The 13,664-nt window shown below is 40.9% G+C and carries 14 protein-coding genes and 2 pseudogenes; 7 read left to right on the top strand and 9 right to left on the bottom strand.

The window, feature by feature from the left end:
* Positions 1–143: 143 nt before the first annotated feature.
* From L6471_RS01395 to L6471_RS01375, 5 genes are all read right to left on the bottom strand, one after another.
* Positions 144–590, bottom strand: a complete 447-nt coding sequence (locus tag L6471_RS01395) for a GNAT family N-acetyltransferase (RefSeq protein ID WP_237797080.1) — start codon at positions 588–590, stop codon at positions 144–146.
* Positions 591–657: 67 nt separating this feature from the next.
* The gene (locus L6471_RS01390) at positions 658–1,386 is read right to left on the bottom strand and encodes an LrgB family protein (protein WP_006282168.1); all 729 of its coding nucleotides are present in this window, start codon (positions 1,384–1,386) and stop codon (positions 658–660) included.
* Positions 1,383–1,784 (bottom strand): CidA/LrgA family protein, encoded by a 402-nt coding sequence (locus L6471_RS01385; RefSeq protein ID WP_006282167.1) that lies wholly within the window; start codon positions 1,782–1,784, stop codon positions 1,383–1,385. Before L6471_RS01385 ends, L6471_RS01390 begins: the two co-directional genes overlap by 4 nt.
* Before the next feature lies 1 nt (position 1,785).
* Positions 1,786–2,370 (bottom strand): cytidylate kinase-like family protein, encoded by a 585-nt coding sequence (locus L6471_RS01380; RefSeq protein WP_006282166.1) that lies wholly within the window; start codon positions 2,368–2,370, stop codon positions 1,786–1,788.
* Between the two features lie 192 nt (positions 2,371–2,562).
* The gene (locus L6471_RS01375) at positions 2,563–3,663 is read right to left on the bottom strand and encodes an AAA family ATPase (protein WP_074549914.1); all 1,101 of its coding nucleotides are present in this window, start codon (positions 3,661–3,663) and stop codon (positions 2,563–2,565) included.
* A 337-nt stretch (positions 3,664–4,000) separates the two neighbouring features.
* Here L6471_RS01375 and L6471_RS14215 point away from each other — a divergent pair.
* The 3 genes and pseudogenes from L6471_RS14215 to L6471_RS01365 all read left to right on the top strand — a co-directional run.
* Positions 4,001–4,288: pseudogene (locus L6471_RS14215) on the top strand (virulence RhuM family protein); the annotation flags it as partial.
* Between the two features lie 47 nt (positions 4,289–4,335).
* A complete protein-coding gene (locus tag L6471_RS14210) occupies positions 4,336–4,482 on the top strand; it encodes a hypothetical protein (RefSeq protein WP_404830154.1) in 147 nt (48 codons plus the stop codon).
* 583 nt (positions 4,483–5,065) lie between these two features.
* Positions 5,066–5,440 carry a hypothetical protein gene (locus L6471_RS01365; protein ID WP_237797079.1) on the top strand — a complete coding sequence of 125 codons (375 nt, stop codon included), beginning with the start codon at positions 5,066–5,068 and terminating at the stop codon, positions 5,438–5,440.
* A 230-nt stretch (positions 5,441–5,670) separates the two neighbouring features.
* On the opposite strand, the pseudogene L6471_RS01360 reads toward L6471_RS01365, so the two are convergent.
* The 4 genes and pseudogenes from L6471_RS01360 to L6471_RS01345 form a co-directional block, all read right to left on the bottom strand.
* A pseudogene (locus L6471_RS01360) lies at positions 5,671–5,838 on the bottom strand (helix-turn-helix domain-containing protein); the annotation flags it as partial.
* A 382-nt stretch (positions 5,839–6,220) separates the two neighbouring features.
* The gene (locus L6471_RS01355; protein ID WP_237797078.1) at positions 6,221–6,406 is read right to left on the bottom strand and encodes a hypothetical protein; all 186 of its coding nucleotides are present in this window, start codon (positions 6,404–6,406) and stop codon (positions 6,221–6,223) included.
* Between the two features lie 25 nt (positions 6,407–6,431).
* Positions 6,432–7,244, bottom strand: a complete 813-nt coding sequence (locus L6471_RS01350; RefSeq protein ID WP_237797077.1) for a hypothetical protein — start codon at positions 7,242–7,244, stop codon at positions 6,432–6,434.
* Between the two features lies 1 nt (position 7,245).
* Positions 7,246–7,566 carry a hypothetical protein gene (locus L6471_RS01345; protein ID WP_237797076.1) on the bottom strand — a complete coding sequence of 107 codons (321 nt, stop codon included), beginning with the start codon at positions 7,564–7,566 and terminating at the stop codon, positions 7,246–7,248.
* Positions 7,567–7,943: 377 nt separating this feature from the next.
* Between L6471_RS01345 and L6471_RS01340 the strand changes: the two genes are divergently transcribed.
* The 4 genes from L6471_RS01340 to L6471_RS01325 all read left to right on the top strand — a co-directional run bounded on the left by L6471_RS01340 (position 7,944) and on the right by L6471_RS01325 (position 13,622).
* Positions 7,944–8,621 (top strand): helix-turn-helix domain-containing protein, encoded by a 678-nt coding sequence (locus tag L6471_RS01340; RefSeq protein WP_237797075.1) that lies wholly within the window; start codon positions 7,944–7,946, stop codon positions 8,619–8,621.
* Between the two features lie 270 nt (positions 8,622–8,891).
* On the top strand, positions 8,892–9,137 hold the full coding sequence (locus L6471_RS01335; protein WP_006282164.1) for a hypothetical protein: 246 nt from the start codon (positions 8,892–8,894) through the stop codon (positions 9,135–9,137).
* 143 nt (positions 9,138–9,280) lie between these two features.
* Entirely contained in the window at positions 9,281–11,992 is a 2,712-nt protein-coding gene (locus tag L6471_RS01330; RefSeq protein ID WP_404830153.1) for a SusC/RagA family TonB-linked outer membrane protein, read from the top strand.
* A 13-nt stretch (positions 11,993–12,005) separates the two neighbouring features.
* A complete protein-coding gene (locus tag L6471_RS01325; protein ID WP_237797074.1) occupies positions 12,006–13,622 on the top strand; it encodes a RagB/SusD family nutrient uptake outer membrane protein in 1,617 nt (538 codons plus the stop codon).
* The last annotated feature ends 42 nt before the right edge of the window (positions 13,623–13,664 follow it).

Below are 13,664 nucleotides of genomic sequence, written 5' to 3'. Positions count from 1 at the left end.
TGAAGAGACCAATATTTTGAGATATGCAAGTATATTAGAAAGATAGAAAATCTCTGAAGCATACACAAGAAAAAAGTCCTGTTAGTTCTTCCCTAAGAAATACTAACAGGACTTTTTCTATATCATCGTTGTTTCCTATCACATTATAGTTCGTACATCAGATAGTGACTGTCGTGCATACCCAGACTCTGATAAACCTTCTGTGCCACGATGTTTTCCTTATCTACATAAAGTCTAAGGGCACCAGCATTATCATTCTCAGCTATAACACGCGCAAACTCAAAAAGTTCACGAAACACACCTTGACGTCTGAATTCAGGATGCACGTATACCGACTGTATCCAGTAATATCGAGTATTATTCCAATCGCTCCACTCGGTAGTAAGCATTAACGAACCTATCGCCTCGTTATCTTCATTACGAGCAATAAGATAGATTGCCTTACTTTCATCCTCAATGGCATTTTTCACTCCCTCGCGTACGGTAACATAATCTAACTGGGTACCCTCACTCTCTTGCGCCATAGCCAACTGAAACTGTACCAATGTTTCCGTATCTTGCATTTCTGCAACACTTATCTGATACTTCATATTGCTGTTATATCAACTTCCTTTTTTAAAAATTGCATGTTATCGGACGCAAAGATAACGATTTTATTTAAATAAACCAAGCAAAAACACTGGCACCGATCACCGTGAGAATACCCGAAACGACGATAGACAGACCGCTCATAGCACCTTCTATCTGTCCCATTTCCATCGCACGGGCAGTACCCATAGCGTGAGCAGCTGAACCTATGGCAATACCCTTGGCAATAGGTTCTTCTACATGAAAGAGTTTCAATATTTTATCGGCAAAAATGTTGCCAAACACACCTGTAAGCAGGATAACCACTACGGTAATAGATACGTAACCACCAAGCTCGTCACTGATACCCATACCTATCGCAGTAGTAATAGACTTCGGTAGGAATGTAACATAAGAAGCATGGTCGAACTGGAAGAGTAAAGCAAGAAGGAATACAGATATCAGGGAAGTAAGCACACCCGAAACAAGTCCTGCCACCACAGCTTTATAATTCTTCTTTAATAGTTCTATCTGCTGATACAAAGGTACAGCCAGGCAGATTGTAGCCGGCGTAAGCAGATAATCCAGAATACGAGCTCCATTACTATAGGAAGTATAGCTCACACCACTGATGGCCAAAAAAGCTACTACCAGTACGACAGCAATCAGTAACGGATTCATCAAAGCCCAACCAGTTTTGCGCTTGAGCCACATACCTAACCCGTACGAACCTAAACTTAAAAAAACACCTAAAAAAACAGACTGTTCTAACATTGCCTTTAATGCTGACACTGAAGCCAGCGCTACTATCGTATTCATTCAGCACTCTCCTTTCCCTTAGTTACCACCTGCTTGACTTGATTATTTTTCGCCTTACCTCTTCTTATGACATACTGGGTGGAAATACCTGCAGCCCCCATAACCAAGAAAGTGGTAAAGAAAGTAATAAAGATATACTGTACTAGAGAAGGACGGATAACCGCCCACGAATTAATTAATCCGGCAGCAGCAGGAATAAACATAACCGGCATTATCGCAATAAGAAATATGCTTGTTTCCCGAATATCTTTCACCTTAATCCATTTCTTCTGAAGGAAGACAAAAAGCAAGATTATACCATAAATACTGGCAGGAATAGGTAATGGGATAATATCATGGAGTACTTCACCGACAAAGGCAAAGGTAACGATAATCAAAAACTGAATTAAAAATTTCATATTACTTCAACTGTAAATGCACACTTGCAATATAACTCTCGATAATCTGAGCTGCATCTTCCGCCGAAAGACGACAACTGTCTATACACAAATCATAGTCCTTGGCATCGCCCCAAATCAAACCGGTATAATAACGATGATAAAATACTCGACGCTCGTCCATGAGATGATTAAACTCCATAGCTTCTTCGGCACTCATGTTTTCTTCTATCATCGTATTTTTGATACGTGTAGTCTCATCACCTTTCAAGAAGACTGACACTAAATCCTCACGATCACGGAAAATATAGTTACCGCATCGGCCGATAATAATACAGTCTTGCTGTCCTATAAGATCAGCCAACATATGAATGGCTTTCTGATGAACTTTACCTGCAGCATCAGCATAATCATAAGAAATGGCAAACATCAAATCGTCTACCGGTCGCTCATCAAAGAAGTCATCCATCTCTGAAAGGACCCCCTTCTGCCTTGCCATTTCCTTGAGCGATTCACGCGTATATAAAGGAATATTATAATGTTGAGCTAATATTTCCCCCACATGGAGAGCTCCACATCCACACTGTCGTGCTATTGTAATAATCATTATACCTTAATTTATGTTATTCTAAAATCAATCATGGTCTACAGTAATGCTTTAGAATGCTAAAGCAAAACTGTAAACACAAAACAAAGGTACATATTTTATACGATGCAGCCGAAGGCTTACATCATAATATAGTTTTTCTACCGGTATACATGATATGTATCAATAACACACATCAATTCTTCTGGTATATTACTTCAAAGCGATATTATAATTATAATACTGCGTATCGCCTGTAATATCCTTCACTACTTTGATAAATGGAGGGAAATTAACGCACTCCTGTGCAGCGACACCCTTGGTTTCGAGTATCATCAGATTATTTACAGGAGCAACGAATCGGTCGAGTTCAAAGTATTGTCCTTTCCATACAAAGCTACTACGCATCTTATGAATCGTCTGACGATAAGGATCAGCCTGTTGCAACAAACTCTCATAAAGATTATTACCAATTTGTCGCTCCGTTTCGATCTGCGAAGTAGCAGATATTTTTTTCTTCGTGGTAAGTACATTCACGACTTTGCCACCCTGCCAGCTACGTTTACGCATACGTACCTCACTGCCTGGCTCAGTTACAAGATAGGTTTGTACGATTTCGCTATCGATACTCTCTGGCATTTCACCTGTAAGTTCCACGATATATTTACGCTCTTCCTCGATAGGTTGTGGCAAACCGAGCACACCTGAAATCTCCTTGATAACACGACGTAACTTAGTATCGAAATCATCGTGATTATTAATCACGCGATGATGTGGATGTGAACTCCACGCAGTAATCACTTTTTTGTCAAGCATACGAGCGATAGCCAAACCAGCTTCATCATTTTTCTCTACACGAGAAGAGTTGTTGGCTGTCGTATAATACTGTTCTGCACCATCAGCAGCACTAACCAAGTGGAGTACCGCATCATAGCGCTCATCACGAAGTTGAGCTGTTGTCGTACCTAAATCGTCCATAAGTTGTGCCCAAAGGCGTGGATCCATATAAGCCGAAATATCGAGTGCACCACGGTCACAGATAATAATACTCTTATCACCATAAGCCTCAGCCATTTTCATAAACTTATCTTCAAGAGACAACTGCATCTCCATAGTAGCCTTCTCACCCTCATAGAAGAACTCCTTGTTGGTAGTAAGGTAATCCATACCACTCTGGGTAAAAATAGTAGGCACTTCGGGTATAGTAAACACCTTCCAGCCTAAATTAGAAAAGTGCTCAATAACTTTAACCAATGCTGTAGTCTTACCAGCACATGGACCTCCAGTAAGAACGATTTTCTTTATCTTCTCCATAACATGAAAAAAAATTGCTCGGCAAAGTTAGCAAAAAAGGTTGTAACTAAAGACGGATTTTGGAACATTAACGCAATTCGGCCTATAATAAAGGCAATACGGGGAAGAACGGGGAAGTTCAAATTTGGACTAAAAGCAAATTGGGGAGGATTGGTGAAGGAGTTAGGTAATTCCTTGTTGTGAAATAACAATTCAGGGAAACAAAAGCCTAATGTCTGCCGAGTTTGCTCATCAGAAAGCAGACAAGTATCTTTGTGTGGCACTCCACAGAAAAGTGCGTATTAGGCTACACCCTTCAACGGAACTTAATTGCTGCATTGCAAGCAGAAAGTAGTGAAAAGCGATGGCTACGTTGTTTGATGTCAATGTTCCTGCTATCAGTAAGCATTTGAAGAATATTTTTGAATCGGGAGAGTTGAAGGCTGATTCAGTTGTTTCCAAAATGGAAATAACTGCCTCTGATGGTAAGAACTACCAGACACAGTTTTATTCACTCGATGCTATCATCGCTGTGGGTTATCGCGTAAACAGCGTTCGTGCCACGCAATTTCGTCAATGGGCAACAAGTGTTTTAAAGGTTTACGCCATTCGTGGCTATGTGCTTGATAGGAAACGTATGGAGAATATTGGGCTAAGCGTATAGATGCTTATCTGAGCAGTGACGAACGCCCATTGCTTGACAATGCAGGTAGCGTAAGCCATGAAGAGGCAGTGCTACACGCTGAGACTGAGTTTGAGAAATATCGCATCGTTCAAGATCGTTTGTTCCAAAGCGACTTTGATAAGTATTTAGGTGAGTTACCTTTTGATGGTGAGTAAGATTCCTATGCCACATACTATTTCAGTAATAGGACGTAGCCTAATACGCACTTTCCTGGCGGGTGCCACATCATCGGGTGTTCATTGAGTGCATTTCATAGCAGAATGTGGAATTGAGAACGGTCTCCAATTCGTAACCCCATTTTCCTTCAATCCCACAAACTGCCTTTATACAAAGAAAAGCTGAGAATTCTTCCAAAGTTAGCAAAAAAGGTTGTAACTAAAGACAGATTTGAGAGAATTCAAGCAATTCTGTTTATAAAAGAGGAGAAAAACAAAGGGATATTTCGATTAACATAAAGCTCTAAAGCAGCCAAAGGAGAATAAGAGAGGTTGGAACGTAAACAGTTAGGAATGAGTAGATTTGCACAAAGTTGCCAAATCGGCATAAAGCAAGCGAGTGAGGAATATTGAAGTAGTTCAGTTACTAAATCGTGAGCCACAGTTACCTATGCAAAGCAGGTAACAATGCGGAAAGGCAACTTTGTGCATCAACGGATTTTATTGCGCTGATTCTCAATGTTTTGCGTATCAAGGAACGCTTGCAAAATGATTATATTTGCACACTCAAAATGTAAGCGTTATGAAAATCGAAAAATTCAAGGTGTTGCTCTACCTAAAAAAGAGCGGAACGGTATCCATGCCGACCGATACTGTATGGATGACCATGCATGAGATTGCCGACACGTATAATGTATTCGGCTGCTATGTGCGCAAGGCTGTCAAGGCTATATTCAAGGATGGCATTCTGAAAGAGCAGGGTGTGCGTCGTCATGTCAGGAAGAACGAGCGCATCAGCTATGATGTGTATAGCCTTGAACTCGTCATTGCGGTAGCCTTCCGTATTGACAGCATTGAGAGCAGAGCCTTTCGGGAATTCATCATGCAGTCCGTCATCGGCAGACAGACAAGCCGCATTAAACTGGTCTGTATCTTTACAGAGAATGCAATGGCATAGGCCTGCCATAACGCAACATTCCTTGGAGGCTTTGCGCCTCCAGCCACTTGGGCGAACCACCGCAGTGTTTTAGCATGGTATTAGATTTATACAGGTAACACAAATGATACCCGGCAAACACGAACAACTCGGTATAGCCAATAAAACGAGGCGACAACCTATAACAGCCACACTCGGTAAGTTATACGTTGTCGCCTTGTTCATTTCACACACTCATCAAGGACATTCTCCTACACACCTTTCATTCTGTACGCTTCACGATAGTTAGCCATCAGAATCTTCTGAATGTCGGACTCGCGGTAGAGTATCTTTCCGCCAAGCTGGATATACGGGATGACACCGTTGTTTCGGTAGTCCTGCAGGGTTCTTCGGCTCAGTTGCAGCCTGGCGCAAAGCTCCACGCATATGCTGTGCTCCACGTTTGTGAGTGCAAAGATAAGGCACGGCAATCTAAAAACAAGCGTTTTCAATTTTTGTGGCAGTATGTTGCCGGGGGTTGCCGACTTCAACGCCAAAAACAACAAGAAAAACTTGCACGACTGCAACGAATACATGAACAATGAAGAGTTGAGAAATACGTTGAAGTTCTCACAACTATGCAAATAAGCAAGCCACAACTAAATTGCCACGTTACACCCAATCAGTTGCATGGCTGCACTCAGTACACTTACTTTGCACCCGACAATCGGTCAATGGTGCAAACCGTGACCACTATACTAACAAATAAAACAGCATAAGCTATGGCAAGAACAAAAGATGTAGTCTTACCCGTTGGCGGAATTAAATTAGTGCGTACTTAATCCTGCCTATGGGCTTATTGTTAATGTAGTTGATATATTGTAATGCAGTCAGCGCTCTATCTGCACCGCCAGCAACAGCACTGTCATCCATATAATCGTGGTGACTTTGTGCCGCAAGTGAGGCAACAGAAAGAACAAAACTAACCAAGGCTAATAATTTCTTCATAAACTCGAATGAAAATGTTTGTAACTTATAAAGAATTAACCATTTTAATGCTATCTTCTATTTGTTTTTGACGTTGAGCATCTTCATCAGCTTTATATGCCCTCTCACTGTATTCATCAACCTCCTTTTCTACTTCCTTATTAACAAAGTGAACAGAAACCTTATATTGATATGGCTCATTTGCGCTTTCACTTCCTCTATCTGAGCCTATCAATTCATCAATATATATAACTATCCTTCTTTGAGTTGTTTCCCATTTAGCCACATAGCCATGAACCTCAACTTCCCTATTGGATATATATTGACCGAAATAATTACATAGGTCAAGAGGTTTTTCATTGCACTTGCCATACTTGACTTCAAATAGTTCAATTAAATGGTTTAGTCTATTAGCAATGTCTTGGCCAGATTTTCCGTAATTACGGAAAGATTTCCATTCTACAGAATAGAGTTTTCCCTTATATAATCTATTATTATTTGAAGAATGTTTGAGGTCATAGGCAGAAAACTCTTCTATATCTTCAAAGTAATCTATAGGAAAAAATTCATAAGTATCAAAAATGAATCCGTAGCCGCTTCTACTTTTTAATGCTTCACAAAACTCTTTTGCAGCTTTTTGTGACTGTACCTTATTCATGCCATAACATACTCTTCCAAATACAGTATCTCCTTTAGCTGCGAATTTACGTTCCCTATCAGTAGAATCATTTTTTAGAGCTAATGCTACGGAATCTTTCTTGGCTTGTTCCTCAACATAGGCGTTTGCCTTGTTAGTGTTCTTGCAACCAACAATTAGCAGAATGAATATGCCGATAGAGGTATATAAAATCTTATTCATATCAGTACCCAGTAGATTCGACCTTATAATTACCGTTACTATCTTTTGTTAGTTTGGCATCTTTCAACTTAACAATCTTCTTATCACCAGAGGCATATTGAGATTTCAGACTATAGGAAACATACACAGTGTTTCCTTCGACCTTATCAACCTTAACACTGAATACATTACAATCCACTGCACCAACAGCACTGTTTGAATTACTAATATCCCATTCCTTCTGCAAAGCATCTTCTATGGCATACTTATCCTCACCACTTCCACATGAGCAAAATGAAATTGCCACAATCACCATGACTGTTTTTAATAGATTCTTCATCATATCAATCTTTTTTTGTTACAATATAATAGCGCAAAATTACGAAAAACATTCCATAGTTGCTTACAAAATGACATTTTTCATTCCTTTTTTCACCATCATTTGCACAAAACCATATAATCTATGCAACAAAACTGTTCAAATACAAGGTTTATTTCAATAGAAATAACTACCTTTGCAACTGTATGAGGTCTAGCGAGGTCTCATTACATCTTTGGTACAGAGGGAACGTTTCACTATTCCATGTTATATGTAAATAGTAATTGAAAAGTATACCACCATAATAATCGAAAAGTATACCATCCAATCAGAGTTTACGTTATAAAATAATAGCTCGCATGAGTGCTGTTTAACGTACAGAGAGTTTAAAAATGATTGAGATGGATCAGAAAGAACAAATCCTTCATTACCATCGTGTTGATGGTTTGAGCTTACGGGAGATTTCCCGTAGAGTTGGTCTTAACAGAAAGACCGTAACACGCTACATCCGTGATTATGAAGCATCTATCAGGGAGAATCCTGAAGAGGGGTTAGACATCTGTCTTGCCAGTAAGCCTAAGTATCCTGCACGCAATGTGGAGTGTACCCGCATGACTGAGCCTGTATGTGCCGAGATAGAATACTGGCTTCAGGAAAATGCAAAGCGCCGGCAGACAGGCATGCGTAAGCAATGCCTGAAAAAACAGGACATACATCGTGTCTTGATAGAGAAGGGATTCAACATCAGCTACTCCAGCGTTTGCAAGTACATCCAACGGCGCAAGACGGAGAAGTCAAAGAAACCCAAGGATGTATTTGTCAAACAGTACTACGAGCCAGGACAGGAGTGCGAATTTGACTGGGGAGAGGTTAAACTACGCATAGGAAGCAAGCCTGTTACGTTTACTATGGCCGTGTTTGCTCTGTGTCACAGCGAGGGGCGATGGGCATACCTTTTCCGTTATCAGGATAATCTTGCCTTTATGGAGTCTCACCGCAATTTCTTCCACGATGTGCACGGTGTCCCTCATACGATGGTATATGACAATATGAAGGTGGCTGTCACGTTTCTATGTTAGGCATCAATGAAACTGCCAACAATTTAGGATTACGTACGATTTGTGTAAAAACGACAACTTCCATCTTTGACAAATCTCCATTGCCTAAAATGAAAAAAGACAGTAAAGAGGTGGAATATGCATTTACCTGTTCAAATCATATAAAACTGTTTTACAACGATAAACATCAGTTGTTTATACTAATGAAAAATGGGATTGCTCAAATTCGCTAATCAATTGTACTGCTTTTTTGGCAACTTTTAGTAACTTTGCTTTCTAAATTGAAAAAATATGATAAGTAAAGACGGAATAGAAGCTGCATACTGCTTCATTCACCAGAAATATAGAGTGTATGCTCACTCTAACAGTGAAACTCAAAAGGATGAAATCGAATACGCTATCAGCAGTTTTGTTGAACAGATGAATCCTGAACTTTATGCAAAACTGAGTCAAGGTAATCGCGACTTCCTGCTCTCACATGCCACTTTCGCTGCAGATATGGAGCGAGCTGAAGCGATGCTCGAAACATTATTATAGCACCCAACTGGATAATATATAGTTCTCACAGAGAACGCTATGATGCAAAGTTCGTTTTTTTTAGAAGACATGATATAAAAATAATACGATATTTTTATTATATTTGTAGCATATAACCAAAACATTCAACCAAAAATAAAGATATGAAGCACATTCGCTATACTCAAACATCGCTTCTCGTCTTGGCGCTTACAGCTTTAGCTATGCCTGCAAAAGCTCAATATAAAAAGATTATGCCCATAGACAGTGTCGCTCCAAAACATCAGATTGGTTCGGTAGATGTTATTGACGAAAAACGCATGAATAAAGGTTTGGTAACCAATACCTTACAAGCCATCAGCGGTCAGGCTGCCGGACTTAATGTGCAGACGGGTGCCGACCGTATGGCCATTCTAAACAGTGTGCGAGTACGTGGTACCACATCCCTGACTGGTGGCAATGCCCCACTGATCATCATCGATGGCGTATATAGCGATATCTCAGCACTCAATATACTCTATCCTGCAGATATAGAGAGCTTCAGTATTCTCAAGAATGCGGCAGAGACAGCTCCATATGGAGCACGTGGTGCTTCAGGTGTCATCGTGGTGACTACCAAGAAGGGACAGAGTAAGCAGTTTCATATCTCATATGATGGTAATATCGGTATTGAATCGGTCAGCGATAATATCAACATGCTCGATGCCTCGTCGTATGTGGCCACAGCACAAGCACTTGGTAAGGATTATGTAGACGGAGGATATAATACCAACTTCAGCGATGTTCTGACACGTACCGGTTTCGTACAAAACCATCATATCGCCTTCAGTGGAGGTAGCGATACTCAAAATTATCGTGCCTCACTGGCCTTAATGCAGGAAAATACCGTCATTAAGAATAATGGTTACAAGAACTTTGTAGCTAAAATAGATGTAAAACAGAAAGCGTTCGACGATTTGCTTACTATCGATTTGGGGGTAACAGGCAGTACACAAAAGAATAATGAGATAGACGATATACAGAAACTCTTTTACTCTGCTGCCGCACAAAATCCTACCTATCCTGCTGCCATGAACGCATCAGGTGGATGGGATCGCAACACCAATGCTTCACAGATCAATAATCCACTGGCAACCCTCTACCGAGAAAACAAAGACAAGATCATGAACTTCAATACCCATATGAAGTTCACTTTCCAACTTACACCGAGCCTCACCGCTACCCTTTTCGGTTCTTATTCGTATACCTCTGACGAGAACGATAACTTTAAACCGACATGGGTATGGGCTCAAGGACAAGCCTCACGCTACGAAAGCAAACGGGAAGACTGGTTGGGTCATGTCATGCTTGACTATCAACATACCTGGGGCAAGCATCATCTCGAAGCCAAAGCCATGGCTGAATATCAAAGCAGCAATACCAATGGATTTGGTACACTGGTCAAAGGATTCGCCAATAACGTAGTTAGCTTTTACGATCTGCAAGCAGGTTATCTTATGCCGTTCGGAGGAACCACTGCCGACTATATAAACACGAGTCTGATGTCATTTCTGGGACAGGTAGACTATCGCCTAATGGATCGCTATACCCTATCGGTCAATGCGCGTGCCGATGGTTCAAGTCTCTTTGCCGATGGAAATAAGTGGGCCGTATTCCCTTCTGTATCGCTAGTCTGGAATATGAAGCAGGAAAACTTCATGAAGCATATCGACTGGCTATCCCAACTCGATGTAAGGGCCGGTTATGGTATATCGGGTAATCTCGGTGGTGTTGAGGCTTATAATTCTCTCTCTCTGCTTAATCCGTCTGGCCTGATTCCGTGGAAAGGAAGTATGGTTACCACCTATAATATTACTAATAATGCCAACCCTAACCTGAAATGGGAAAGTCGTGGTACTTTTAATATAGGTGCAGACATGGCACTGTGGAATAATAAGCTGGTACTCAAAGCTGAATATTACTACAGTAAGACTTGGGATATGCTTTATCTTTACGATGTGCCAGTACCACCATATCCTTTTAATAAAATGCTCGCCAATCTGGGTACCATGAGTAACCAAGGTTTGGAATTTGGTATCGGTTATACTCCGATACACAAGAAGGATATGGAACTCAATATCAACGTAAATATGGCGTGGCAGAAGAATAAACTGTTATCGCTCAGTGGCGATTACGATGGTAACTACTTCACGGCGCCCGATCGTACGAGTATCGGTCAACTGAATGGTGCAGGATTCCATGGAGGCAATAACAATATCGTATACCAGATAGTTGGTCAACCACTAGGAGTATTCTATCTGCCCCACTGTGAAGGTTTACAAACCAATGCCGATGGTACCACCAGCTATAAGATAGCTGATTTGAACCATGATGACAAAGTAGACATCAGTGATGGCGAAGACCGATACATTGCCGGGCAGGCTACACCGAAATGGACGCTGGGTAGCAATATTAGCTTCAGATATAAGCAATGGGATATCGCTTTACAAATGAATGGAGCCTTCGGACATAAAATCTATAATGGTACGAGTTTAACTTATATGAATATGTCTTCATTCCCAGACTATAATGTGATGCACGATGCTCCGCTTTATCGTATACAAGACCAGACAGCTACTGACTATTGGCTCGAAAGTGGCGACTATCTTAACTTTGAACATCTCACTATCGGCTGGAATGTACCTGTTAACCAAAACCGCTTTATCAGCAGCCTTCGTGTTGCCCTTAGCATTAATAACTTGGGTACAATAAGCAGCTATAGCGGGCTTACTCCAATGATTAACTCATTTGCCGTAAACAATACACTTGGTATCGATGACAAACGCTCATATCCACCTTACCGCTCATATAGTGTATCATTCGCCATACAATTCTAATATTCAGATGATTATGAAAAAATATATCGCATTTATAGCCATTGCTCTTCTTACAACCTCTTGCCTGAAAGAGTATCCTAAAGGACAACTCACGGAAGACGAGGCCTACCAGTCTGCTGCCGATATTGAACGCAACTGTGTAGGCGATCTGTATAACTATATCGGATCAGGAAATGTCAGTGAAGGACTAATGGGAACCGAACGAGGAGTATACGACTTTAATTCGCTTACCACAGACGAACAGATGATACCCGTAAGAGGCGGTGACTGGGAAGACGGCGGATTCTGGAACCGGCTCTATAACCATACCTGGAAACCGACTGAGACTGAACTCAACGATACTTGGAATTATCTATATAAGGTAATCGGACTGGCTAACCGTTCGCTCAATATCATCGAGAAACATCGTAGCACACTCACCGATGCACAGTATCAGGCTTACACCGCCGAGGTGAAAAGTATAAGGGCCATGTTTTATTTCTACACGATGGATCTCTTTGGACGCATCACGATGGATGACGACCTTATACTTCTCGACCGTAGTAAAGCCTACCAACGTATCATCGCCGATTTACAGGCATCACTGCCTTATTTATCAGCAGAAGCCAGTAACCATGAAGGCGCAATGTATGGCCGGATAACCAAGGGAGTAGTATATTTCCTGTTGGCTAAATTGGCACTCAATGCAGAAATATATATGGACGATAACTGGACCGACGGTAACCACCTTGACGGCAAAGAAATAACGATACAGGTAGGCGAAAAAAAGTTAAATGCCTGGGAAGCCACAATAGCTTATTGCGACTCACTCGAAACAAGACAACCTTATTATCAGCTTGAATCAGATTATCAAACAAATTTTAGCGTATACAATGAGAATTCTAAGGAGAACATATTCACCATCCCGATGAATAACTATCAGAACACCAACCGATTCAAGTATATCTTCCGCTCTATACATTATGCCCACGCATCTGCTATTGGTATGGATGCAGAAAACGGCACATGTGCAACGATCAGTACAATGAAGGCTTATGGCATAACCGAGGACGACTCTAACCGTCGCACGACAACACCTGATAACCGGCTTGCCATCAATTTCTTTATCGATACCGTTTATGATCGTGGCAATCTGGTAAACGATGGCTACGGACATGCCTTGGTATACCATCCGATGGAAGTAACAGAAGACCTTACCGGAAGTGTATACGAAAAGATCGCTGGTGCTCGTATGCGTAAATATGAAATAGATTATACTGCACTCGATGACCATAAAGTACAAAACAATGATATCGTTTTATATCGCCTGGCTGATGCCATACTGATGAAAGCGGAAGCATTAGTACGAAACGGACAAAACGGTGACAACGAACTGAACAGAATACGCGATCGCGTAGGTATGCCTCATATCGCAGCTACACTTGACAATATACTTAACGAACGACTGCTTGAGCTGATGTGGGAAGGTTGGCGCCGTAATGATTTGATACGATTTGGCAAATATACCAGCCACTATAATGACCGAATCAATGCTATTGACGATACAATAGGCTTTACCACAGTGTTCCCTATTCCGTATGATGTATTGCAATTGCATAAAGGATGGATACAAAACTATGGTTATAAGTAGTTTTTTTATAGATTTTAATAAAAAAAGTATAATAAAAATTTG

It is taken from the genome of Segatella bryantii, assembly GCF_022024215.1.
GTDB classification, from domain to species: domain Bacteria; phylum Bacteroidota; class Bacteroidia; order Bacteroidales; family Bacteroidaceae; genus Prevotella; species Prevotella bryantii.
This window is presented reverse-complemented; position numbering and strand designations above follow the sequence as displayed.

Coding starts and splice junctions, on each gene's coding strand:
- L6471_RS01395 (WP_237797080.1), bottom strand. CDS start 590: ATGAAGTATCAGATAAGTGTTGCAGAAATGCAAGATACGGAAACATTG.
- L6471_RS01390 (WP_006282168.1), bottom strand. CDS start 1,386: ATGAATACGATAGTAGCGCTGGCTTCAGTGTCAGCATTAAAGGCAATG.
- L6471_RS01385 (WP_006282167.1), bottom strand. CDS start 1,784: ATGAAATTTTTAATTCAGTTTTTGATTATCGTTACCTTTGCCTTTGTC.
- L6471_RS01380 (WP_006282166.1), bottom strand. CDS start 2,370: ATGATTATTACAATAGCACGACAGTGTGGATGTGGAGCTCTCCATGTG.
- L6471_RS01375 (WP_074549914.1), bottom strand. CDS start 3,663: ATGGAGAAGATAAAGAAAATCGTTCTTACTGGAGGTCCATGTGCTGGT.
- L6471_RS01365 (WP_237797079.1), top strand. CDS start 5,066: ATGAAAATCGAAAAATTCAAGGTGTTGCTCTACCTAAAAAAGAGCGGA.
- L6471_RS01355 (WP_237797078.1), bottom strand. CDS start 6,406: ATGAAGAAATTATTAGCCTTGGTTAGTTTTGTTCTTTCTGTTGCCTCA.
- L6471_RS01350 (WP_237797077.1), bottom strand. CDS start 7,244: ATGAATAAGATTTTATATACCTCTATCGGCATATTCATTCTGCTAATT.
- L6471_RS01345 (WP_237797076.1), bottom strand. CDS start 7,566: ATGATGAAGAATCTATTAAAAACAGTCATGGTGATTGTGGCAATTTCA.
- L6471_RS01340 (WP_237797075.1), top strand. CDS start 7,944: ATGGATCAGAAAGAACAAATCCTTCATTACCATCGTGTTGATGGTTTG.
- L6471_RS01335 (WP_006282164.1), top strand. CDS start 8,892: ATGATAAGTAAAGACGGAATAGAAGCTGCATACTGCTTCATTCACCAG.
- L6471_RS01330 (WP_404830153.1), top strand. CDS start 9,281: ATGAAGCACATTCGCTATACTCAAACATCGCTTCTCGTCTTGGCGCTT.
- L6471_RS01325 (WP_237797074.1), top strand. CDS start 12,006: ATGAAAAAATATATCGCATTTATAGCCATTGCTCTTCTTACAACCTCT.